General features: G+C 70.6%; 19 protein-coding genes. 9 read left to right on the plus strand and 10 right to left on the minus strand.

Annotation, left to right across the window (positions count from 1 at the left end):
* The first annotated feature begins 87 nt into the window (after positions 1-87).
* Positions 88-861, plus strand: coding sequence for a TetR/AcrR family transcriptional regulator (locus KME78_RS42615; protein ID WP_308127343.1), 774 nt, complete (start codon positions 88-90; stop codon positions 859-861).
* Positions 862-873: 12 nt separating this feature from the next.
* On the opposite strand, the gene KME78_RS42620 is transcribed toward KME78_RS42615, so the two are convergent.
* Complete coding sequence (locus KME78_RS42620) at positions 874-1,779, minus strand: NmrA family NAD(P)-binding protein (RefSeq protein ID WP_219535214.1); 906 nt, start codon at positions 1,777-1,779, stop codon at positions 874-876.
* Positions 1,780-2,531: 752 nt separating this feature from the next.
* Here KME78_RS42620 and KME78_RS42625 point away from each other — a divergent pair.
* A complete protein-coding gene (locus KME78_RS42625) occupies positions 2,532-3,086 on the plus strand; it encodes an RICIN domain-containing protein (RefSeq protein WP_219535215.1) in 555 nt (184 codons plus the stop codon).
* Between the two features lie 407 nt (positions 3,087-3,493).
* On the opposite strand, the gene KME78_RS42630 is transcribed toward KME78_RS42625, so the two are convergent.
* The gene (locus KME78_RS42630) at positions 3,494-4,252 is read right to left on the minus strand and encodes an IclR family transcriptional regulator (protein ID WP_246653143.1); all 759 of its coding nucleotides are present in this window, start codon (positions 4,250-4,252) and stop codon (positions 3,494-3,496) included.
* 75 nt (positions 4,253-4,327) lie between these two features.
* Here KME78_RS42630 and KME78_RS42635 point away from each other — a divergent pair, with 75 nt between their 5' ends.
* Entirely contained in the window at positions 4,328-5,122 is a 795-nt protein-coding gene (locus tag KME78_RS42635) for a cyclase family protein (RefSeq protein ID WP_219535217.1), read from the plus strand.
* Positions 5,123-5,135: 13 nt separating this feature from the next.
* A complete protein-coding gene (locus KME78_RS42640) occupies positions 5,136-6,536 on the plus strand; it encodes an MmgE/PrpD family protein (RefSeq protein WP_219535218.1) in 1,401 nt (466 codons plus the stop codon).
* A gap of 74 nt (positions 6,537-6,610) precedes the next feature.
* Here KME78_RS42640 and KME78_RS42645 read toward each other — a convergent pair whose 3' ends face one another.
* On the minus strand, positions 6,611-7,456 hold the full coding sequence (locus KME78_RS42645; RefSeq protein WP_219535219.1) for an alpha/beta fold hydrolase: 846 nt from the start codon (positions 7,454-7,456) through the stop codon (positions 6,611-6,613).
* A gap of 65 nt (positions 7,457-7,521) precedes the next feature.
* Between KME78_RS42645 and KME78_RS42650 the strand changes: the two genes are divergently transcribed.
* Positions 7,522-8,073 carry a helix-turn-helix domain-containing protein gene (locus tag KME78_RS42650; protein WP_219535220.1) on the plus strand — a complete coding sequence of 184 codons (552 nt, stop codon included), beginning with the start codon at positions 7,522-7,524 and terminating at the stop codon, positions 8,071-8,073.
* Between the two features lie 61 nt (positions 8,074-8,134).
* On the opposite strand, the gene KME78_RS42655 is transcribed toward KME78_RS42650, so the two are convergent.
* Positions 8,135-9,217 (minus strand): slipin family protein, encoded by a 1,083-nt coding sequence (locus KME78_RS42655; protein ID WP_219535221.1) that lies wholly within the window; start codon positions 9,215-9,217, stop codon positions 8,135-8,137.
* A 33-nt stretch (positions 9,218-9,250) separates the two neighbouring features.
* Entirely contained in the window at positions 9,251-10,426 is a 1,176-nt protein-coding gene (locus KME78_RS42660) for a cysteine--tRNA ligase (RefSeq protein WP_219535222.1), read from the minus strand.
* A gap of 88 nt (positions 10,427-10,514) precedes the next feature.
* On the opposite strand from KME78_RS42660, the gene KME78_RS42665 reads away from it, so the two are divergent.
* Positions 10,515-11,036, plus strand: a complete 522-nt coding sequence (locus tag KME78_RS42665; RefSeq protein WP_219535223.1) for a hypothetical protein — start codon at positions 10,515-10,517, stop codon at positions 11,034-11,036.
* On the opposite strand, the gene KME78_RS42670 is transcribed toward KME78_RS42665, so the two are convergent.
* Both KME78_RS42670 and KME78_RS42675 read right to left on the minus strand, forming a co-directional pair.
* Entirely contained in the window at positions 10,969-12,162 is a 1,194-nt protein-coding gene (locus tag KME78_RS42670; protein ID WP_219535224.1) for an acyltransferase family protein, read from the minus strand. The two genes, KME78_RS42665 and KME78_RS42670, sit on opposite strands and share 68 nt — an antisense overlap.
* Positions 12,163-12,205: 43 nt before the next feature.
* Positions 12,206-13,288, minus strand: a complete 1,083-nt coding sequence (locus KME78_RS42675; RefSeq protein ID WP_219535225.1) for a cation diffusion facilitator family transporter — start codon at positions 13,286-13,288, stop codon at positions 12,206-12,208.
* A gap of 49 nt (positions 13,289-13,337) precedes the next feature.
* Between KME78_RS42675 and KME78_RS42680 the strand changes: the two genes are divergently transcribed.
* Positions 13,338-13,694, plus strand: a complete 357-nt coding sequence (locus KME78_RS42680; protein WP_219535226.1) for an ArsR/SmtB family transcription factor — start codon at positions 13,338-13,340, stop codon at positions 13,692-13,694.
* Positions 13,695-13,704: 10 nt separating this feature from the next.
* Here the strand turns inward: KME78_RS42680 and KME78_RS42685 are convergent, their stop codons facing one another.
* From KME78_RS42685 to KME78_RS42695, 3 genes are all read right to left on the minus strand, one after another.
* Complete coding sequence (locus tag KME78_RS42685; protein WP_219535227.1) at positions 13,705-14,868, minus strand: acyl-CoA dehydrogenase family protein; 1,164 nt, start codon at positions 14,866-14,868, stop codon at positions 13,705-13,707.
* Positions 14,869-15,168: 300 nt separating this feature from the next.
* Positions 15,169-15,801 carry an ACT domain-containing protein gene (locus KME78_RS42690; RefSeq protein ID WP_219535228.1) on the minus strand — a complete coding sequence of 211 codons (633 nt, stop codon included), beginning with the start codon at positions 15,799-15,801 and terminating at the stop codon, positions 15,169-15,171.
* Between the two features lie 194 nt (positions 15,802-15,995).
* Complete coding sequence (locus KME78_RS42695) at positions 15,996-19,109, minus strand: bifunctional cytochrome P450/NADPH--P450 reductase (RefSeq protein WP_219535229.1); 3,114 nt, start codon at positions 19,107-19,109, stop codon at positions 15,996-15,998.
* A 55-nt stretch (positions 19,110-19,164) separates the two neighbouring features.
* Between KME78_RS42695 and KME78_RS42700 the strand changes: the two genes are divergently transcribed.
* Both KME78_RS42700 and KME78_RS42705 read left to right on the plus strand, forming a co-directional pair.
* On the plus strand, positions 19,165-19,722 hold the full coding sequence (locus KME78_RS42700; protein ID WP_219535230.1) for a TetR/AcrR family transcriptional regulator: 558 nt from the start codon (positions 19,165-19,167) through the stop codon (positions 19,720-19,722).
* Positions 19,723-19,823: 101 nt separating this feature from the next.
* The gene (locus KME78_RS42705) at positions 19,824-20,948 is read left to right on the plus strand and encodes a S1 family peptidase (RefSeq protein ID WP_246653144.1); all 1,125 of its coding nucleotides are present in this window, start codon (positions 19,824-19,826) and stop codon (positions 20,946-20,948) included.
* Positions 20,949-21,051 lie beyond the last annotated feature (103 nt).

Here is a 21,051-nt window from a genome sequence, read left to right on the forward strand (position 1 = left end):
TACGCCTCCTAATTCATCAGAGGATGAGACTCTTATGGAGACAGTACACATATGAGGGTCATACCGGAAGCGGTACCATCGCACCTCGTGGACCGAAACCTCGTGGAGGCCGCGCTGGCAGCCGCCGAGCAGCACGGCAAAGACGTGGCCGACCTGCCGCTGAGCGCCATCGCGGCCGCCGCGGGCATCTCCCGCAGCACCCTGATCAGAAGGCTCCACGGGTCACGGGCACAGCTGGACGAGGCGGTCCGGGAGGCCGGAATCGACCCCGGCGGGCGCCCGCCGGTCCGGGAGCGGGCCATCGAGGCCGCAGCCACGCTGATCGCCCGCGACGGGCTCGGCGCGGTCACCATGGAGGCCGTCGCGGCCGCCGCGCGCTGCTCCCCGACCAGCCTGCACGCCGTCTTCGGCAACCGTGATGGCCTGCTCGCCACCATGTTCGACCGGTACGTCCCCGTGCCGGATCTGGAAGCGCTGGCCGCCGAACCGCCCGAACGCCTCGAGGACATGGTTCACGCCGTCTACGCCGCGCTGGCCGAGGCGTTCGCCCGCGAGCCACGGGTGCTGCCGGCCATCTTCGGCGACCTGTTCACCCGTCCCGACGGCACCGCCGCCCGGATGCTCAAGGCCAATCTGCCCAGAATGTTCGCCAGTCTCAGCACCCTGCTGACCACACAGATCCAAGCCGGTCGGCTACGGCCCCTGCCTCTGCCGCTCCTCATCCAGCTCATGATCGGCCCAATGGCGGGGCACATGCTGCTGCGTCCCGTCCTGCAGGACGGGCTGGGGGAAGGCCTGCCCCCTGTGGAAGCGGTCGCGCGGACCTTCGCCGAGGCGTTCATCCGCGCCACCGCCCCCTGAGCCTGCCACGGTTCAGCCCAGGTAGAAGTCCCTGCGAGCGGCCACGAACGCCTCGATCGTCTGGGCGGGTACGTCCGTCACCCGTTCGACGTCGTCGGAGGCGCGGTCGTAGCGGTTCTCGCGATGCAGCCGGGCCATGGTGGCGATGTGCTGTTCGGTGTGCGGCGGCAGGCCCGCCTTCGCGAGCACCTCGGCCCGCCACCGGTCCAGCGGCACGTCCACATAGGACACCGGACGCCCCAACGCGCGTGAGAACTCCTCGGCCATCTCCGTCATGTCGACCGTACGTGGCCCGGTCAGCTCGTAGACGTACCCGATGTGCGGAGCCGGGTCGCGGAGTACGGTGGCGACCACCCGGGCGACGTCGTCCGCGGCGATCGGCGACGTGCGCCCAGCACCGAACGGCAGCGCGATCGTGCCGTTCTCCCGGATCGATCGCGCCGCCAGCGTGGTGAACAGCGGATTGTTGAGGAACGTCGTCGGCCGGATGTGCACCACCGGCAGGGCCGACCAGTTCAGCATCTGCTCCGTCAGCCAGTGCAGCCGCTGCTGGTGCGACTCCGCGGTGCTGGTGGCGGTCATCTGCGACACCGTCATCTGTGACATGTCGACCAGGCAGGCCAACTCCCCCTGCTCCCGCGCCACGGTGGCCACCACGGTCGCCGCCAGCAGCTGGTCCGGCGACACGGGCATCCCGAAGTACATCCGCCCGACACCCTCCAGGGCGGGCGCGACGGTCTCGGGCCGGGTCAGATCGCCGACGACCACCTCCGCGCCGAGCGTACGCAACTCAGCCGCACGATCATCGTCATGGTGGACCATCGCGCGCACCGGTACGTCCCACGCGCGCAGCTGGTCGAGGACTGAACGGCCCACGTCACCGACCCCGGCGATGAGAACAAGGTTGCTGGCGGCCATCGGTCGATCTCCTTCTGCGTAGCCGAGTACCCGATCAGCAGGTGTACCCGCGCCCGAGCGTCACGAGGTGAGCGAACGCATCCTGTTTGGGTCATCGGCGTGGCAAGCGTCTGCCTCGTCCCCGAACGCCCGGACCTCACGGTGGGCGACTGACTGTGGCCTGCGGCAACGCTCTACTCTGCGGCGCGTCTCACTCTGCTCGCGACACCGACCTGCTCGCCCCGCCCCGGCCCGTCAGGTGCTGGGTCGGACAGGCGGGCATCAGCGCGTTCAGGGCCTGCTGTTCGGCGGTGTCGATACTCAGTTCTTGATCGCGGCCCGCTCGGCGGCATTTGTCTTAGCGCTTGATCTTGTCTCACAGGTTTGGCACATCTGCGTCGAGGCCGGGGTGTCCCGCGCCTCCTACTACCGCTCGCCGGCCACCGTCGTCGCTGAGGAGCTTCTGGCGGCCCGGCGGTCGCCCGGCCGGAGGTCGCCCGGCCGGAGGTCGAGGAGTTACGCGCGGAGGTCGCCCGGTCGAAGAAGGCCGAGCGCGAGCTGCGTTCGGACAAGGCCGCCGATACCGCGAGCTGACCGACACGGTGAACAGCCGGTGAGCGGGTGGTTGGTGCTGGGATGCCTGCCTGGCCGATCGGACGCGACCATCCAACTACTTACTGTCACATTGTCGTTACTGATAGTGACTGATCGTCGCGGTGTTGAGAACATCACTTTGGCAGTCCGTAGTCGATCAGTTACACAAGGAGGATGTGTTGTTGAAGACACACCGAGGTCGCGGCACACGCGGCCTCATCAGGACCACCCTGGCATCGGCCCTGCTGCTCAGCTCCTGGGCGATGAGCGGCCTGACCACCGCAGCCACCGCCAACAGCGCCCAGACCGCAGCTCTGCCGGCCACCTACCGGATCACCAACGTCGCCTCGCACAGCACGCTGCGCGCCTACACCGCAGGCGGGGAGGTCTTCGTCTCCAGCACCCGGGAAAACCCAGGCCCGTTCGAACTCTGGACGATCAAACGGAACGAAAGCGGCTACACGCTCCAGAACGTCGGCCTCGGCATGCTCCCAATGTCCGACAGCTACGCCGCAGCGCGGCAGGCAACGGAAGGGGAGGCCGTCACCACCAGCCGCAACGCCGGCACCTGGTCCATCGCGCCGGCCGGCGAGGGCACCTACGTCATCAAGGTTCCCGGCGAGGACCTGCTCTGGAATGTCGAGCCTCCAGTGGTCCCGCGAGGCGAAGTGAAACTGCGCGGCGCGAACGGGTCCGACACCCAGCGCTGGACCCTCGTCCCAGTAGCGGAATGAAACGTCCGCGCACCCTGCCCTGACCCCCCGTCTTCCAGCTACCCCTGACGAGCTCTGGCCCGCCCTCTCACACGAGGAGGCGGGCCATTGTCACGCCAGACCCAGGAACGCTCTGCCGATCGCTCACGCATGAGACACAGAGGATTGAGACGGCTTGACAGATCACATAACGGCATACCGGCGGCGGTGCCGGTGTCGATCGTCTCCCTCGAGGTGTGATCTCTCTGCCGACGTTTCCACCAGGCCATGCGGGCGCTGCCGGGCATGGAGGGAAGACACCCGGATGCCAGATGACCCGGCGAAGCGTTTTGGGGAAGGGGGTCCGAGCGGAGCGAGGTCCTTCAGGAGGCGGGCGTCAGCTCGCCTGGAAGAACGTCCGGAGCGAAGCGGAGGGCCTTTGTGGGCGGTCAGTGGTGACCAAGGTGGGCGGACAAGCGGTCGGTGGTCTGCAGGAGGGCGGCGGCGCAGGCGTCGGCTTCGGTCATGAAGCGTTCGGCCGGGCCGCAGACGCTGATGACCGCCGTCGGCCGGCCATGGTGGTCCAGGATGGGGGCCGCCACCGAGGCCGCGCCGCTCTGTCGTTCGGCGATCGACATGGCGTACCCCCGGCGGCGGATGAGCGTCAGGTCGGTGCGCAGGCGGTCGGGGTCGGTGACGGTGGCGGGCGTCAGGCTCTCCAGGGAGCGGTCGAGATAGCGGGCGATATCCGCTTCTGGGAGGAACGCCAGGAACGCCTTGGATGATCCGCCCGCGTGCAGGGGATACGGCACGCCGAGCGAGACCGACATGATCACCTCTCGCTCGGGTGTCGCCTGGTCGATGTAGACGCGGGTGTCGCCGGTCCTGATCGACAGGGTGGCGGTCTCACCGGTGAGCCTCGACAGGGCGGGCAGTTCGGGCGCGGCCAGCCGGCGGACGTCGATGCGGTCGAGGTAGGCCAGGCCGAGCCGCATCGCTGTCAGCCCCAGCGAGTAGCGCCTGCTGTCCTCGTCGAGCACGACCAGCCCGCGGCTCCTGAACGACGCCAGCACCCGATGCACCGCCGCCTTCGACATGCCCAGACTCTCGGCGATCTCGGTGACGCCGAGCGTGTCCGTGCCCGCCTCGGCGAACCGGACGAGGATGTCGGCGGCCCGTTCGACGGTGGCGGCGGTCTGGCTGGGCATGGTGCGCCTTTCGCGGCGAATCGTGTGTACTGTCGGAAACAGCATTCCTACTATTGGAACACAAGGAGCCGTCGAATGTCGCTGTGGAAGGCTCTGGAGGGATCGCGCGTGCTGGACCTGGCGCAGCCGATGCGCAAAGGCATGCCGCAGTCCCCCAACCACCCGCCGTTCCGGATGGCGCTGGAACGCCGGCACGGCGACCTGGTCAGGCCCGACGGCGGCTCGGCCGCCAACGAGATCATCGTCACGGGCGGCCACGTCGGCACGCACGTCGACGCCCTCGCGCACGTCTCTCAGGAGGGTCTCCTGTACGGCGGGCGGCCCGCGGCCGAGGTGATGTCGCACGCCGGGTTCAGCGACATGGGCATCGACGGGTTCGAGCCGTTCGTGGGCCGGTGCGTGCTGCTCGACGTGGCCGCCGTGCACGGGGTGGCCACGCTGCCCGCCGGGTACGAGGTCACCCCGGACGACCTGGAGCGTGCCGCCGGGGAGCTGGAGATCCGCGCGGGCGACGCCGTACTGGTCGGGACCGGGTGGTCGCGGCTGTGGGAGTCGGGGGACGACTTCGCCGGTCAGCGGAACGGCGTTCCGGGTCCGGGCGCCGACGCCGCCCGCTGGCTGGCCGCCCGCCGGCCGCGCGTGGTGGGGGGCGAGACCATCGCGTTCGAGCACATCGCGGCGGGCCGCGGCCATGCCACGCTCCCCGTGCACCGGATCATGCTGGTGGAGTCGGGCATCAACATCGTGGAGACGATGCGGCTGGCCGAACTGCTCGACTCGGGAGTACGCGAGTTCCTGCTGGTGCTGAACCCGCTGCCGATCGTCGGCGCCACCGGCGCCCCGGTCCGCCCGCTCGCCGTCATCGCCTGATCAGGGAGCGGACTTGACCACTTTTGTGCAGCGGCTGGCGGAGTTCGCCGTGGATTGCCGTGATCGGGGCGTGCCCGCCGAGGTACGCGACGACGTGACGGGCCGGGTGCTCGACGTGCTCGGCAACTGCCTGGCCGCCTATGCGGAGCCGGAGGGTGACGCGGGCCCCGCCGTGCTGCGGGCCGTACGGCGCTGGCAAGGCAGCGGGGAGGCGACCGCGATCGGGAGCGGCGACCGGCTGCCCGCGCCGTCGGCGGCGCTGGTCAACGGCACGCTGGCGCACGCGCTCGACTATGACGACACGCATCTGCCGTCCGTACTGCATCCGAGCGCCCCCGTGGTGCCCGCCGCGCTGGCCGCGGCGGAGGCCACGGGCGCCTCCGGCGAGCGGCTGATCGCGGCCGTGGCGGCCGGCGTCGAGGTGTGCAACCGGCTCGGCATGGCCTCCTACCTGCCGGAGGCCGGCAACTCGCTGTTCTTCGAGAAGGGGCAGCACGCCACGTCGATCTGCGGCACCCTCGGCGCCGCGGTCGCGGCCGGGCTTCTGTACGGCTTGGACGCCGACGGCATCGCGCACGCCGTCGGGGTGGCGGCCAGCATGGGAGCCGGCCTGCTCGAGGCCAACCGCACGGGCGGCACGATCAAGCGGGTGCACTGCGGCTGGGCCGCCCACTCGGGTGTCACGGCGGCCGTGCTCGCGCTGGAGGGCTTGACGGGGCCGCCCACGGTGCTGGAGGGCCGGTTCGGCTTCTTCCAGGCGTGGCTCGACGGCCGATTCGACGCCGAGGCGCTGCTGTCGGGCCTGGGCGAGCGGTGGGAACTTCTGCGTACGGTCTACAAGCCCTATCCGACGAACCACTTCACCCACCCGGCCATCGACTGTGCCCTCGCCCTGCGCGCCGGCGGCCTGTCCCCCGCCGACATCGAGTCCGTCGAGCTGGGGGTCGCGGCTCCGGTGCTGCGTACCATCGCGGAGCCCCGGGCCGACAAGGTCAAGCCGAGCTCGCCGTACCACGCGAAGTTCTCGGGACCGTACACGGTCGCGGCGGCGCTGCACGGCGGCGGCGGGCTGGGGCTGTCCCTGGACGACTTCGCCGCCCTCGATCCCGAACGGCTGGCGCTGGCCGAGCGGGTGCGCTGCGTGGCGGACGAGCGGGCGACGGAGATCTTCCCGCACGCGTTCGCGGCCGTGCTGCGGGTACGGCTCCACGACGGCTCGCTGCTGGAGCACCGGGTGGACTCGTCCCGCGGCGGCCCGGAACATCCGCTGACGCCGGAGGAGCTGGCGGTGAAGTTCCGCACGAACGCGGGGCGGGCGCTGGGCCCCGACCGCGTGTCGGCCCTGGTTACGGCCGGGCGCACCCTCGCGGAAGCCCTCACCGTGGCACCCCTCCTCCAACTGACGATCGCCTGACCGCGCCGGAGGAGCAGTGCCGGCGACAAGTAACGCCGAACGGTCCTCTGTGTGCCAAGGACGTGGCCTGGCAATCAGCGGTCGCGGCTGAGGAGCTGGCATATCCGGTCGGCGACGAGATGTGGCTGCTCGGCCTGGATGAGGTGCCCCGAGGCGACTTCCTCATGGCACCCGTCGGGCAAGCTCTGGGCGTAGCGGCGCTGATGCTCGCGGATGGCGGCGTTCTGGCGCTCCCGTCCTTTGGCGGCGCGGGCCGCGGACAGCACGATGGTCGGGCATTTCGGGAGTTGGGGCGGTCGGGCGCGTAACTGCGGGATGGCGGCGGCCACCATGTGCATCTCCCGCCGCGTCTGGGAGACCCCGGCAGGGGTGAAGTCCTCCGTGAGCATGGTCTGGTAGGTGCCGGCGGAGAACAAGCGCCGGACGTTGCCGCTGAACAGCCGTGCCAGGGGACGGAAACGGCTGAGCGCCTGCGTCACGGCCAGCATACGGTCGATCTTCTTGGTGGTCTGGTCCCAGGTGTCGTACACCGGAGAGGTCTCCGGTGTGGGGTCGACCAGCAGCAGGCCCCGTAGCCGGGATCCCAGGTGCTCGGCGGCGCGGCGGGCGACCAAGCCGCCCATGCTGTGCGCAACGAGCACGAACTCGCCCGGGACGACGGCCTGGGTCATCTCGACCAGGTCGGCGGCCAGGTCATCGATGCTGAGCTGCCGGGTGGTGCGGCCGCTGAGAGCGCGCCCGGCGCGGTCGTAGGCGACCAGCCGCGCCTGGTCGGTCAGCAGCGGCGGCACCGGGTCCCAGCAGGTCCGGCCGCAGCCTCCGCCCGCCTCGAAAACCACCCAGTCCTGCCCCTGCCCGGACTCCTCTACATAGACGTGCCGGCCGTTCACCGGCACCGTCCGCCCTGGGATCTCGCGCACGCCGATCACCTCCGACTCAACGTTTTCATTTTTGATAACGGTATCGCATGTGAAATTGTTTGGCCATGGACCCTGTCGAGCAGCTGTTGCACCCGGTCCGGCTGCGCATCGTGCACGCCCTGTCCGCAGCGGACACTCTGACGATCGCGCAGCTGTGCGCCCGCATGCCGGAGGTCCCGAAGATCACGGTGTACCGCCAGGTCGCACAACTGACCGAGGGAGGGTTCCTGGAGGTGGACGGCGAGCAGCGGGTACGCGGCGCCGTCGAGCGCCGCTACCGGCTGCGTCAAGACCGGCCCACCATCGACGCCGACGCGGCCGCCTCGATGTCCCTCGACGACCACCGCCGGGGATTCGCCGCCGCCATGGCCGTCCTGATCGCCGAGTTCAACGCCTACCTGAACCGCGACGGCGCCGACCCAGCCGCCGACTCGGTCTCCTATCGGCAGGGCACCGTGTGGCTCAGCCCGGATGAGCTCACCGCGATGACGGCCGACCTGCTCGCGGTCCTGCGCGACCGGCTGACCAACACACCCGGCCCCGGCCGCGCACCGTACCTCCTCAGCGCGATCTTGTTCCCTGCCGAGCAACCGCCGCCGCCCGGAACCAGTCATTAGCCGTGCGTCGCCCTCGGCCACGCGACGGCGCCACCCATTGTCCGAGGGCGCCTGCTGTGGCTCACTCCTTGCGGAGACGCACGCCGTGCTCCGCCACCTCCGCGGACTCCACCATCTCGGCGCGGTCCGCTGTCTTCGAGCGATCCGAGGTCGCTGTTTCCGGCAACGCCGTCTCCTGGAACGCGGCCTCTGAGGACACCACCTCCGAGGGAGCCGGCGACATCACCTCGCGCGGGTCGTGGAACGGCGGCAACTGCGCGGGTTCCTCGCGCTGAGCAGACCCCAGCGAAGCCGCCTCCTCTCGCGCGGACACCTCATGAGAAGACACGTCGCGGGCGGTTTCTCCCTGGGAGGTCGCGGCGGGAGCCGGCTCCTCCCCCGGCGCGACGTCACGGCCCATCCGGTCGAAGAAGCGCAGCAGCTCGACCGGCAGCGGCATGATCAGTGTCGTCGTCTTCTCCGCCGCCACCTCGACCACCGTCTGCAGCAGGCGCAACTGTAACGCCGCGGGCGTCTCGGACATGATGGCCGAGGCGTCGGCCAGCTTCTGGGCGGCCTGGAACTCCCCGTCGGCGGTGATGACGCGGGCCCGGCGCTCGCGTTCGGCCTCCGCCTGCCGAGACATCGAGCGCTTCATCGACTCGGGCAGCTGCACGTCCTTGATCTCGACCCGGTCGATGTGGATGCCCCAGCCGAGCGCCGGGCTGTCGATCATGAGGGCGAGGCCCCTGTGCAGCTCTTCGCGGTTGGACAGCAGGTCGTCGAGCTCGCTCTTGCCGATGATCGATCGCAGCGACGTCTGCGCCACCTGTTCGACCGCGAACAGGTAGTCCTGGACCTCGATCGCCGCCCGCAGCGGGTCCTGCACCCGGAAGTAGACGACCGCGTCGACCCGGACCGAGACGTTGTCGCGGGTGATGCCTTCCTGAGTGGGGACCGGCATGGTGACGATCTGTACGTTGATCTTCTTCATCCGGTCCGCGAACGGGATGAGGAAGGCCAGTCCCGGCTCTCGGACCTGTCTTTGAGCCCGGCCGAAGCGGAAAACGATGCCCCGTTCGACCTGGTTGACGACCCTGACGAAGCTGAAAGCGGTCCATAAAAGGATCACGGCGAGGACGGCGAAGAGAATGCTGCTGACCATGATGGTGTCCCTTCCACATCGAGCGTAGGCCGGTTATGGCGAGGCGGTCCACCGCGGCCCGTCCGGGGTGTCCTCGACGAGCACGCCGCCGCTGAGCATGGCCGCCCGCAGCGCGTCGGCGTCCCCATAGCGGCCCTGCCCGCGCAGGTCGTCGCGGAACGACAGGAGGGGCTCGACGAGAGAGCGCAGGTTCGCGGTGGTGGACACCTCGGCCAGCCGGGCGATCAGCAGCCGCAGCAGCTCCCTCGCCTCGTCGACGCCGCCCGCGTCCTCCTCGGTGTCGGCCGCCCACTTGACCAGCTCCGCCTCCAGGTCGAGCACGGCGCGGGCCGCTGCGACCAGGTCGGGCTCCGCCGCCGCGCACTGGAAGCGCCGCTCGCACGAGCGGGCCGTCTCCTCCAGGGTGATCTGGGCCGGCGCCGGAGCGGTCGCGGGGCGGGGCGGCGGAGCGGCCGCGGCGCGGCCGCCTTCGGCCAGGTGGCGAAGCTCCCCCAGGTCGATGCGGGTGCCCGCGGGCAGAACCACCTGCGAGCCCGGACACCGTACGGTCAGCCCGCCGCGGCCCGCGACCTCGACGGTCTCGGCGTCGAGGTCGAGGACGACCGCGGTGTGCTCGTCGATGCCGAGAACGGCCGTGCCGGGCGGCAGCTCTCGTTCCATCCGGGACAGCCGCCGCTCGCCCAGGTAGCAGTAGCGGGTGTCGTGGGTGCCGCCTTCGGCGTTGTCGAAGTGCGGGATCAGGACCGCGCGCAGGCCGAGCGCCGCCAGCAGGTCGAGGCCCTCGCGCCAGTGCGGCTCGGCGCCCACCTTGTAGATCTCGTAGACCGGCACCGTCGCGAGCCCGGCCGTGCAGGCGGCGGCCGAGGCCAGCACGGTGACGCCCTGGCGGGCGCGGACGCGGGCTCGCAGGTCGCCCGCCGTGGGCGTGGCCGTCCAGCGGTCGAGCGCGTACGTGGGACTGCCCGGACCGGAGAACACCCAGTCGGCTCCGGCCGCTCCGGTCGCCACCTCGACCTCCAGGCCGACGCTCCGGGCGAAGTATCGGCGGGCCCGGGCGGAGATGTCGGCCGCGTTCTCCTGAAAGGCGTAAGGGGTGTCGAGCAGCACGGCCCGGGCGCCCGCGCGCAGCCGCTTCGCGGCCGAGCGGTGGACCTCCACCATGGTCGGGCTCGTCTCGCCCGAACCCATGAGCACCAGCAATCCGGGCATGCTGTCCGCCTCTCTCTTCACGCCCCACCGACCGTCAATCAGTGCGATCTGATCGCTTTTGCACATGACTGGCAGTAAGTTGTGGACGGTGACGGGAAGACACGTGGTCTCGGTCGAGACGCTCATGCTACGGGCGAGCACCGACAGTAGGTGGGCCTATCGGCGGGCCACCACCCTGCCGGGCCCCGGAGAGGCTCCCGACCAGGCGGCGCGGCGCGTCTGCGGAGTCGCGGCCGACGCACCCGCGACCGTCGTGCACTCCACGAGCTGGCGTTACCGGCCCGACGGAGAGATCGTCCTCACGTACGCGGTATGCCCCGATCCGGAGCCCGAGTTGCCGGCCATCGAGCTGCCCGCCCTGGAGATCGTCGGCGGCGACGCGCCCGCGACGCCCGCACCGGACCGGATCGAGGTGGCGAACGTCGTCGCGCACGCCATCCGGCACCTGGCGTTCCTGGTCGCCGAGGACCCGGTCGTGAGGCAGGCGCTCGCCCACCACCCGGACGTGATCACGGCCCTGAACCCGGCGTTCAACCGAGCCTTCACCCCGTGGACCCAGAGGTACGCCACCGCCTTCGGCGGCCGAACGCCTGCATCGGTTTCTCGATGAAGCGGTACGCCAGGGCGCTGGCCAGCAGGATCAGCGTCATCGCCAGCACGGCCAGGCCGAGCTGCAGCGGCAACGGCGACCGACGCAGGTCGCCGCTCACCTCGACGAAGTACTTCAGCAGCGGATGGTGCACCAGGTAAAGCGAGTAGCTGATCAGCCCGAGCCAGGTCAGCACCCTCGGCAGCCGCCGGCCGCGCAACGCCATCCCGCCCGCGAACGTCACACCGGCCAGCACGATCGTGGTGATCCACACATCCGGCTCGACCCACCACCAGCCCGACTCGATCGCCCAGACGGGGGCCAACGCGACCAGCGCCGCGGTGGCGGCCACCGGCCACAAACCGCCCGTGCCACGTTCCCACCGCTGGATCGCGGTCCCGGCGAACATGACGCTCAGCACGGCCACGCCCATCCAGGGCACCCGGCCGCCGAGGATCAGCAGCGCCACCGCCATCAGGCCCAGCACGCAGGCGGCCTGCGTACGGAATCTGCCGGAGATCACGCACGCCAGCCCGGCGACGAACACCGCACCCGAGGCGTAGGCGAGCCAGCCGCCGTCCACCAAGGCCCCCGCGAGCAGCAACCCGACGATCACCGAGCCCGCGGCGAACAGCACCGCGAACAGGCCGCTCCGCTCGTGCTGCCGGGTCACGAACAGCGCGGTGACGATCAGGTAGAACACCATCTCGTACGAGAGCGTCCACATGGTGTCGGCGACACCGCCGACGCCCACCACGTCGAGCAGCATCGTCACGTGCCCCGCCACCGCCGCCCCGTCGCGGGGCACCTCTTCTCGCACCGGCACCCACCAGGCCGCCGCCAGCACCAGGGCGGCCACGGCGAGGTAGAGCGGGTAGAGCCGGAAGACCCGGCTGACCCAGAACGCCCGCACATCGCCGTGCCGCTCCAGCGACGTCGGGATGATGTAGCCACTGACCAGGAAGAACACCAAAATGCCGTAGACGCCCAGATTGAACCAGTACGGCCGGAGAGCCGGCAGGAACCAGGGCAGCAGGTGTTCGGCCACCACGGCGAGCGCCCCGATGCCGCGCAGGGCGTCGAGCCAGGCGAGGCGGGCCGGGGCAGGGGTCGTGCTGGACTGAGGTGTGGCGGGGGCGATCGACACCCGCCCCAACCTACCCGCACCCGAACCAGTAAGGCCCCGGGATTCAGCGGTGGCTGGTCAGCGGGGCGTGGTGGTCGGCGCCGGCCGGGCCGTGCGGGTCGGTGTGCACGGTGGCGGCGCGTAGTTTGGGCAGGTCGTGGATGAGGCGGTGTTCGGCCGCCACCGCCACCGCGTGCGCGTCCACGAGCGACAGGTGGTGGCTCACCAGGATGTCCACCTCGGCGTGCAGCGCGTGGCCGATCCAGCGCAGCCGTACGGAGCCGACGCGTTCGACCCCCTCGACGCCGCCCAGGATGGCTTCGGCCTCGTCGACGAGGGCCGGGTCGACGGCGTCCATCAGCCGGTGGTAGATCTCGCGGGCGGCGTCGCGCAGCACGAAGCAGATGGCGACGGTGATGAGCAGGCCGACGATCGGGTCGGCGAGCGGGAAGCCCAGCGCCGCGCCGCCCGCGCCGATGAGCACGGCGAGGGAGGTGAAGCCGTCGGTCCTGGCGTGCAGCCCGTCGGCGACCAGCGCGGCGGAGCCGATCTGCCTGCCGACCCCGATCCGGTAGCGGGCCACCCACTCGTTGCCGAGGAACCCGACCACGGCCGCCGCGGCGACCCACCCGACGGCCCGCATGTCCCGCGGATCGAACAGCCGCGTGATCGCCTCGTACCCGGCCAGCCCGGCGGAGGCGGCGATGATCAGCACGATGGCGATGCCGGCGAGGTCCTCGGCCCTGCCGTACCCGTAGGTGAAGCGGCGGGTGGCGGCGCGGCGGCCGAGCGAGAACGCGATCGCGAGCGGCACGGCGGTGAGCGCGTCGGCGACGTTGTGCAGCGTGTCGCCGAGCAGCGCGACGGAGCCGGACATGACGACGATCACGGCCTGGACGGCGGCGGTGACCAGCAGCACACCGAACGAGACGGCCAGCACGCGCAGCCCACGACTGCTGCCCTCCAGGGCGGCGTCGGTCTTGTCGGCGCTGTCGTGGCTGTGCGGCGCGAGGGCATGCCCGACCTTCGAGACCAGCCCCTTGATCCCGCGCTTGCCCTCAAGCTCATGCCCGTGCCCATGACCGTGGCCGTGCCCGTGCCCGTGCTCGGGTCCGGCTGAAGCGCTGGAATCGTGCTGCCCGGTCATGGCGCTCCTCACTTGCACGACGAATCCGCGCAAGCCACTATATGTAGTCATGTACGCACGCGACAACGTCTCAGGTGCCACCCAAACGCAAGAGCAACCCACTTCCGCGCAGGTGAACAGCGCCGTCGACGCGTTCCGCATGCTCAGCGACGCCACCCGGCTCAGGCTCATGTGGCAGCTGGCGTCAGGCGAGCTGGACGTGAACTCGCTCTCGGAAGCGGTCGGCGTGGCCCGTCCGTCGGTCTCCCAGCACCTGGCCAAGCTCCGCCTGGCGGGCCTGGTCGACACCCGCAGGGACGGCCGCCGCGTGCTCTACCGCGCCCGCGACGGCCACGTCCGCGCGCTCATCGCCGAGGCCCTCTTCCACGCCGACCACGAGGTCTCCGGGCTACCACCGCACGACTAACCTGCGGGCATCACCAGCCGATGTGGTTCTTGCCGGAGACGAGCGAGCGGGCGATGACCAGCCGCTGGACGTCGTTGGTCCCCTCGCCGATGGCCATCAGCGGCGCGTCCCGGTAGAGCCGCTCGACGACGAACTCCTGCGAATAGCCATAACCACCATGAATGCGCATCGACTCCAGCGACGCCTTCAAGGCCACCTCGGAGGCGAAGTATTTGGCCATCCCCGCCTCCATGTCGACCCGCTTCCCGCTGTCGGCCTGCGAGGCCGCCCAGTAGGTCAGCAGCCTGGCGGCCTGGATCTCGGTCGCCATGTCGGCCAGTTTGAGCTGTACGGCCTGGAAGTCGGCGATGGGCTGGCCGAAGGCGTTCCGCTCGCGGGCGTAGCCGATCGCGGCGTCGTAGGCGGCCTGGGCGACGCCGACCGCGCGGGCGGCAATGTTGATCCGCCCGATCTCCAGCCCGCCGAGCACCTGCTGCATGCCGCGCCCCTCGACCCCGCCGAGCAGCGCGTCCACGGGCACGCGTACGCCGTCGAGCACGACCTCGCACGTCTCGGTCCCCTTGTAGCCGAGCTTGGGCAGGTCCCGGCTGACCCCGAAACCCTCGGCCGCCGGATCGACGAGCAACACCGACATCCCCTTGTGCGCGGGCTCGGTGACGGACGTCTTCACGAGTACGGGCAGCGGGTCGGCATGGCGGGCGTTGGTGATCCATGTCTTGGTGCCGGTCACCACATAGTGATCGCCATCACGGACCGCCCGGGTCTGGATCCCCTGCAGATCCGTCCCGGCACCGGGCTCGGTGAGCGCGATCCCGGTACGGCGGGCCCCGGTGGCCAGATCGGCGAGATGGCGCGACTTCTGCTCCTCGGTGCCGTGGCGGGCGATCATCCAGCAGGCCAGCGAATGAGACCCGATGGTCCCGGCGACCCCCATCCAGCCCCGGGCGATCTCCTCGAAGACCAGGGCGAACGACACCATGTCCGCCCCGAGCCCGCCGTACTCCTCGGGCACCGTCAGTCCGAAGAGCCCCATCGCCTTCATCTTGTCCACGATCTCGGTGGGGTAGCGACCGGAGTGCTCCCACTCGATGGCGACGGGCATGATCTCTTTGTCGACGAACGCCCGCAGGGTCTCCCGGAAGGCCCTCTGGTCATCGTTCAGCTGGAAATCCACCGGCTCCTCCTCAGAAAAACCACGGCCGGGGCCAAGAATACGCGCGTCGAAAACCCCGGCCCCGCCCACCGGAGGAGCGTTTCCCTGGACAGACCTCAGCCCTGTACGGCGGGTGGGGTCCACCGGGCCGGCCGTACAAGAAAGGGCTTGTCGTTGAAGACGCCGATCAGCGGAAAGGCCCGCCGCCAGAGACGCCGATCGGCGGCCGACCACAGAAAAGGTCGCCCCCCAAACGCCGATCAGCGGCCGACCACAGAAAGGGCCCGGCCGCTGATCAGAAGGTCTGCCGGCAGGGAGCGGTCACCGGCCGACTTCGGAGATCGGTGTGGGGAGCACAGGGGAGAGTTTGGAGACGACGGCGACGATGCGGGCCGCGCGTTCGAGTTCGGCGCGGTGGAAATGCGGCCCCTCCGCCCGTGCGACGACCACGTGCAGCCCATGGGTGGCCACCGGCAGCAGCATCAGCCGCAGATCGTCGGCCGCCCGCGTGGCGGCCCTGAGCGGCGGCGGTTCGGACAGTGCGAACACCGCCGGCGCGGTCACGCTGGCATGGCGGACGACGTCACCCGCCAGCGCCAGCGACCACTCCGCGCCGCAGAGCCCCGGCAACGCGTCCACCAGGGTCGCGATCCCCCGCGACGGCTCCGACGCGACGTGCATCAGCAGGTCGTAGTCAGGTGCCGCGCCCGGTATGTCCTTGGTCGGCCAGGCGCCCTCGACGCGTACGCCCGGCACCGCGGAGAGCCGGTCGCGTACCTCGTCCGCGGTCACCGTCCCCGGCCAGGACACCGTGAAGTCGTCCACCGCCCGGCCCGTCTCCCGTTCCAGCACGGTGACCTGCAGGATGTCGGCGCCCAGCGCGCCAAGCGCCCGCGCGACCTGGCCCAGGCCCCCGGGCCGGTCCGGCAGCGACACCCTCACTCTGAGCAGCATGACCCGCCCCCTTTCAAGAGGCTCTCACAGTGCCCGCGGAAGGTTTCCAGCATGTTCCACGCATATGTCATGCATGCTGCGGTTATATCCAAGGATCGACCGCTAATCCGGCATTGACGATAAAGGTTCGCCCAGCGCCACCTGCGGCTTTGCGCAGGCGGCGCCCAAGAGCGTGGAGATCAGCGGAACCCGGATCAGGCGAACACGTCCTGCTGGTAACGGCCCTGCTCCTCCAGAGCGGCCAGCCAGCCCGCTCCGTCCGCACCGGTCTTGTCCCGGTGGATCGCGAGCAACGCCCGCCGCACCGCGGGCGCCATGCGCAGCCCGTCGCCGCAGACGTACACGTGCGCCCCCGCCTCCAGCAGTTCCCACACCTCGTCCGCCCGCGCAGCGACCGCGTCCTGCACGAACCGGTACGGATGCCCGGGCACCGCCGAGTAGGCCATGCTCACGTGCACCCCGTCAGCCGCCGCCCAGTCCTCCACCTCGGCCCGGTAGAGCCAGTCGTGCTTGGGATGGCGGCACCCGGGGAACACCTCGGCCCGCCCGGTGGCCCCGGTCAGCGCCCGCTCCTCCAGGAACCCCCGCAACGGCGCGAACCCGGTGCCCGGACCGACGAGGACCACCGGCGTGGCGGGGTCCTCGGGCAGCCGGAACGGCGGCGCGGGCACCCGGATGTAGCCGTAGAAGGTCTCTCCGGGAGCCAGCCCGGCCAGGTAGGCCGAGCACATCCCGCGGTACTCGCCGCTGCCCGACCAGGCGGGCCCCTCCACCAGCCCGACGGTGATCCGGACCAGCCCGGGGTCGGCCAGCGGCGAGGAGGAGACGGAGTAGTAGCGCGGCCTGATCGGCCCGGCCATCTCCAGGAAGACCGGCAGCGGCAGCTCGATCGCCGGGAAGCGGTCGAGCAGCGCCAGCGGCGAGACCCGCTTGGCCAGGATCTCGTCGGCGTAGTCGGTGGTCAGCGCGTCGAGCTGGCCGCGCGTCCACGGGCACGAGGTGTGCGCGGCCAGGGCCTCCAGGTCCGACCTGGTGGCCACCTCCTGGAGCTCGGCGAACTCGGTCAGCAGCAGCCCGGCCGTCACCGGCGTGTCCACGGGCAGGTGCGTGGCCCCGCTGGTGCGCAGCCGTACCACCTGCTCGCGGGGGACGCGCAGGCAGCGCAGCGCCCACTCCACCAGTTCCGGGTCGTTCTTGGCGAAGGCGGCCACGTGGTCGCCCGCCGAGTAGGTCACGCCCTCGGGCAGCCTGGCCACGATCGACCGGACGCCGGGCCGCGGCGCCTCCAGCGAGAAGTCCCACAGCCCGGCCGGGTCGCCGGTCAGCTCCTCGTTGGACACCACGGTCAGCGGGAACGCCCGCGCGGAGACGACCGAGGGCCGCACCTCCGCCTCGCTGAGCACCTCCATCTGGTAGCGCGGCCCCGCGTCGGCGGCCGAGGCGCTGTACTCCTCCGCAGTCGCCGCCCACAGCTTGGCGGTCCACGCCGACACGTCGCCGTCGAAGTCGCCGTCGGCGTCGGCCTCGCCCCGCTCGATCAGGGGCACGGCACCGGCCGCCGTCAGCTTGGCGAAGGCGCGGCGGGGGAAGTCCTGGTACGTGGGCCACTGGGTGTTGCCGCAGCCCAGCAGCGCCAGCCGTACCCCCGACAGGTCGGGCAGCTCCGCCAGCGCGTCGAAGCGCTGGGCGTTGTCCGGCGCCTTGCCGTTGTAGGAGGAGGCGACCACCAGGAGCAGCCCGTCACTGGGCGGGTCGAGCTCGTCGAGGGTGGTCAGCGTGGTCGCGAAGCCGGCCCGCCCGGCGCGCTCGGCCAGCCGCTCGGCGATGTCGGCGCAGGTGCCCAGGTTGGAGCCGTAGGCGATGGTGAGCGCGACGCCGGTGACGGCGATGTCCTGCTGCTCGGCCACCTCGACCGGCTGCTCCAGCACGGCGGCGCGCTCGTGGGGCCGGCGCTCGCGGACCCGGACGGTGAACCCGTCGGGCTTCAGGGTGAGTGTCTGCTTGATCTTCATCTTGTAGACGGCCGGGTCGGAGACGGCGAAGCGGCGCAGGACCATCGCCAGCGCCAGCCTGGCCTCGGTGAGCGCGAACTGGCGGCCGATGCAGGCCCGCTCGCCGTTGCCGAACGGCTTGTAGGCGGCGGGGTGGTGGTGGTGCTTGTTCTCGGGCAGCCAGCGGTCGATGTCGAACTCGTCGGGGCGCTCCCACGCCTTCGGGTTGCGGTGCAGCGACGGCAGCAGGATGACGACCGGCGTGCCCGCCGGCACCGCGTACTCGCCGCCCAGGGTGGTGTCCTCGATGGCGTTCACGCTGATGGCCGGGATCGGGGACCAGGAGCGCAGCGTCTCCTCCAGGATCCGGGAGATCACGTCCAGCTTCATGACCGTCTCGTAGGACGGCGGCTCGTCGCCCGGCAGCAGCCGGTCGACCTCGTCATAGGCCAGGGCGAGGGTGTGGGGGTCGCGCAGCAGGTTGTACAGCGCGAAGGAGAGCAGGCCGCTGGTGGTCTCGTGCCCGGCGATCAGGAAGGTGAGGACCTGGTTGCGGATGTTCTCGTCGGACAGCCGGGCGCCGGTCTGCGGGTCGGACGCCTCCAGCATCAGGCCGAGCAGGTCCTTCGTGGCCGCGCCGCCCTCCGCGCGGCGCCGCCTGATCACGTCGTCGACCAGCTCGCGCATCAGCTCGATGTCGGCCCGGTAGCCGACCTCCTGCTTACGCTTGAGCTTGGTGACGACGGGGAGCTGCTGGTTGCGCAGCATCGCCTCGGTCAGGGCGCCGCCCATCGCGGTCAGGAACGGGTGCAGCTCCGGCGAGTCGAAGGAGTCGAACCGGTAGCCGAACCCGGTCAGCGAGATCGTGTCGAGGGTGAGCCGGGTCATGTCGTCGGCCACCGGCAGATCCTGCCCCGGCCGTCCCGCCCAGGACTCGACGAGCTGCTCGGCGACCTCCAGCATCTGCGGGTAGTACGCCTTCATCGACCGCTGGCTGAAGGCCGGCATCAGGATCCGGTGCGCATGGCCCCAGACGGGCTCGTCCGGCCGGGCGGTGAACAGCCCGTCACCGGCGAAGTCGCGGACGATCGACAGGGGCGGGTTGATCTCCTTGCGGAAGCGCGTCTCGTCACACGCCTCGGCCACCAGGTCCGGATCGTGGATCACCACGATCCGGCGGCCGATCAGGTCGAGCTGGAAGATGCCCTCCGGATGTGCCCGCGCGACCTGCTCGAAGTAGGCGATGGGCGAATGCGAGGGGATCTGGAGCGCGTTGCCGAAGACCGGGAGCCCTCGTGGGGCGGGGATCTCTCTCATTGCGTACTCCCATGGGGTAGCCATACACCGTATGGCAGACGCTACCATACGGCGTATGGCAGTGAGCGCGCGCAGGGGCACCCCGCTGACCCCCGAAGAGATCTACAACATGGCGTTGCGCCTGGTGGACGAGGTCGGCGTGGAAGGGCTGTCCATGCGGAAACTGGCCGCCGAACTCGACGTCAATCCCATGTCGCTGTACCACCACGTGGAGAGCAAGACGGCGCTGATCTCGCAGATCTGCGCCTCGCAGGGGCTCCGCATGGAGTTGCCGGGGGAGGATCTCCCCTGGCGGGAACGGGTACGCCTGCTGGCGCACGCCTACCGCTCGCTGTCGCGCGACCACCCGAACATGTGGCGCTACGTCCACTCACATCCGGAGATCATCGCCAGCCGGACGGGCGGACTGTGGGACGTACTGTTCTCGATCCTGGTGACCGTGGGAGTGCCGGAGAGCGAGCTGCGGCGGACGGCGGACGTGCTGTACGGGTTCGTGACCGGCCTGGTGTTCGCCGAGTCGGCCGGGCACATCGGGCAGGGCCAGGACCCCAGGGAGGCCGACCGGACCTTCGAGACGGCGATCGACCTCATCATCCGCGGCCTGGGCGGCTGACCGGACGCCGGGGGCCATACCACCGTGATAGGGGTCGTTTGCCATCTATGCCAATCCCTAGCAACCGCTAGCTTGACAAGCACCCCCACAAAGGAGTGCACATGCGGAGTAAGCGTTGGCCTCTCTTAGGCGCCACCATCGTGGCAGCCTGCCTGGCCACCACCCCCCTCACCCCCGCCGCGGCATCGCCCACTCCCGTCCCCTCGGACTCGACCCCGCCGTCCGTGATCGACTCCCTGGAACGTGACCTCGGTCTGTCCGAACAGCAGGTCATCACGCGCCTCGCGAACGAGCAGCGCGCGGCCGCCACCGAAGCCGCCCTGACCTCCTCGCTCGGCACCGCCTTCGGCGGAGCCTGGCTGAACGGCGACGCCTCCAAGCTCCTGGTCGCCACCACCGACCCCGCCACCACCGCCGCCATCGAGGCGAAGGGCGCGCAACCCGTACTCGTATCGCGGACGCTGGCCCAGCTCACCGCGGTCAAGGACCAGATCGACCGGGCGTCGGACCAGGCCAAGGCCGGCGCGTCCCTGTGGTACATCGACGTGACCACCAACAGCGTCGTCATCGTCGCCGGCCAGCAAGCGGCCGGTGACGCGCTCGCCGCCGCCTCCGGCGTCGACCGGAACGCGGTCCGCGTGACCGTCTCCAGCGAGCAGCCACAGACCTTCATCAACATCATCGGCGGCGCCCCCTACTACATCGGCTCCTCCCGGTGCAGTGTCGGCTTCGCCATCACCCGCGGCACCACTCCCGGCTTCGTCTCCGCCGGGCACTGCCGGGTCGCCGCCAACACCACCAACCCGACGGGCACCTTCCAGGGCTACTCGTTCCCCGGCAACGACTACTCCTGGGTCGCGGCCCCCGGTAACACCGCCACGCCGTACGTACGCGGCTCCGGCGGCGCGAACGTCACCGTCCGCGGCTCCACCGCGGCCGGCGTCGGCTCCTCCATCTGCCGTTCCGGTTCGACCACCGGCTGGCACTGCGGGACCGTTCAGCAGCTCAACGCCACCGTAAGGTACGCCCAGGGCACCGTCACCGGCCTCACCCGCACGAACGTGTGCGCCGAGCCCGGCGACTCCGGCGGCCCGTTCATCTCCGGCAGCCAGGCCCAGGGCGTCACCTCTGGCGGCTCCGGCAACTGCTCCAGCGGCGGGACGACCTACTTCCAGCCGGTCAACGAGATCCTCAGCACGTACGGACTGACCCTCCGAACGGGCTGACGACGCCTCTCCCCCGCGTGCCCGGCGCCCCTCGGTGCCGGGCACGCTTCTTGTGTGCCAAACGACTACGACCCGCGACGGTCACGGCCATTGGCACGCTGAT

It is taken from the genome of Nonomuraea guangzhouensis, from assembly GCF_019396345.1.
In the GTDB taxonomy this organism is placed as follows: Bacteria; Actinomycetota; Actinomycetes; order Streptosporangiales; family Streptosporangiaceae; genus Nonomuraea; species Nonomuraea guangzhouensis.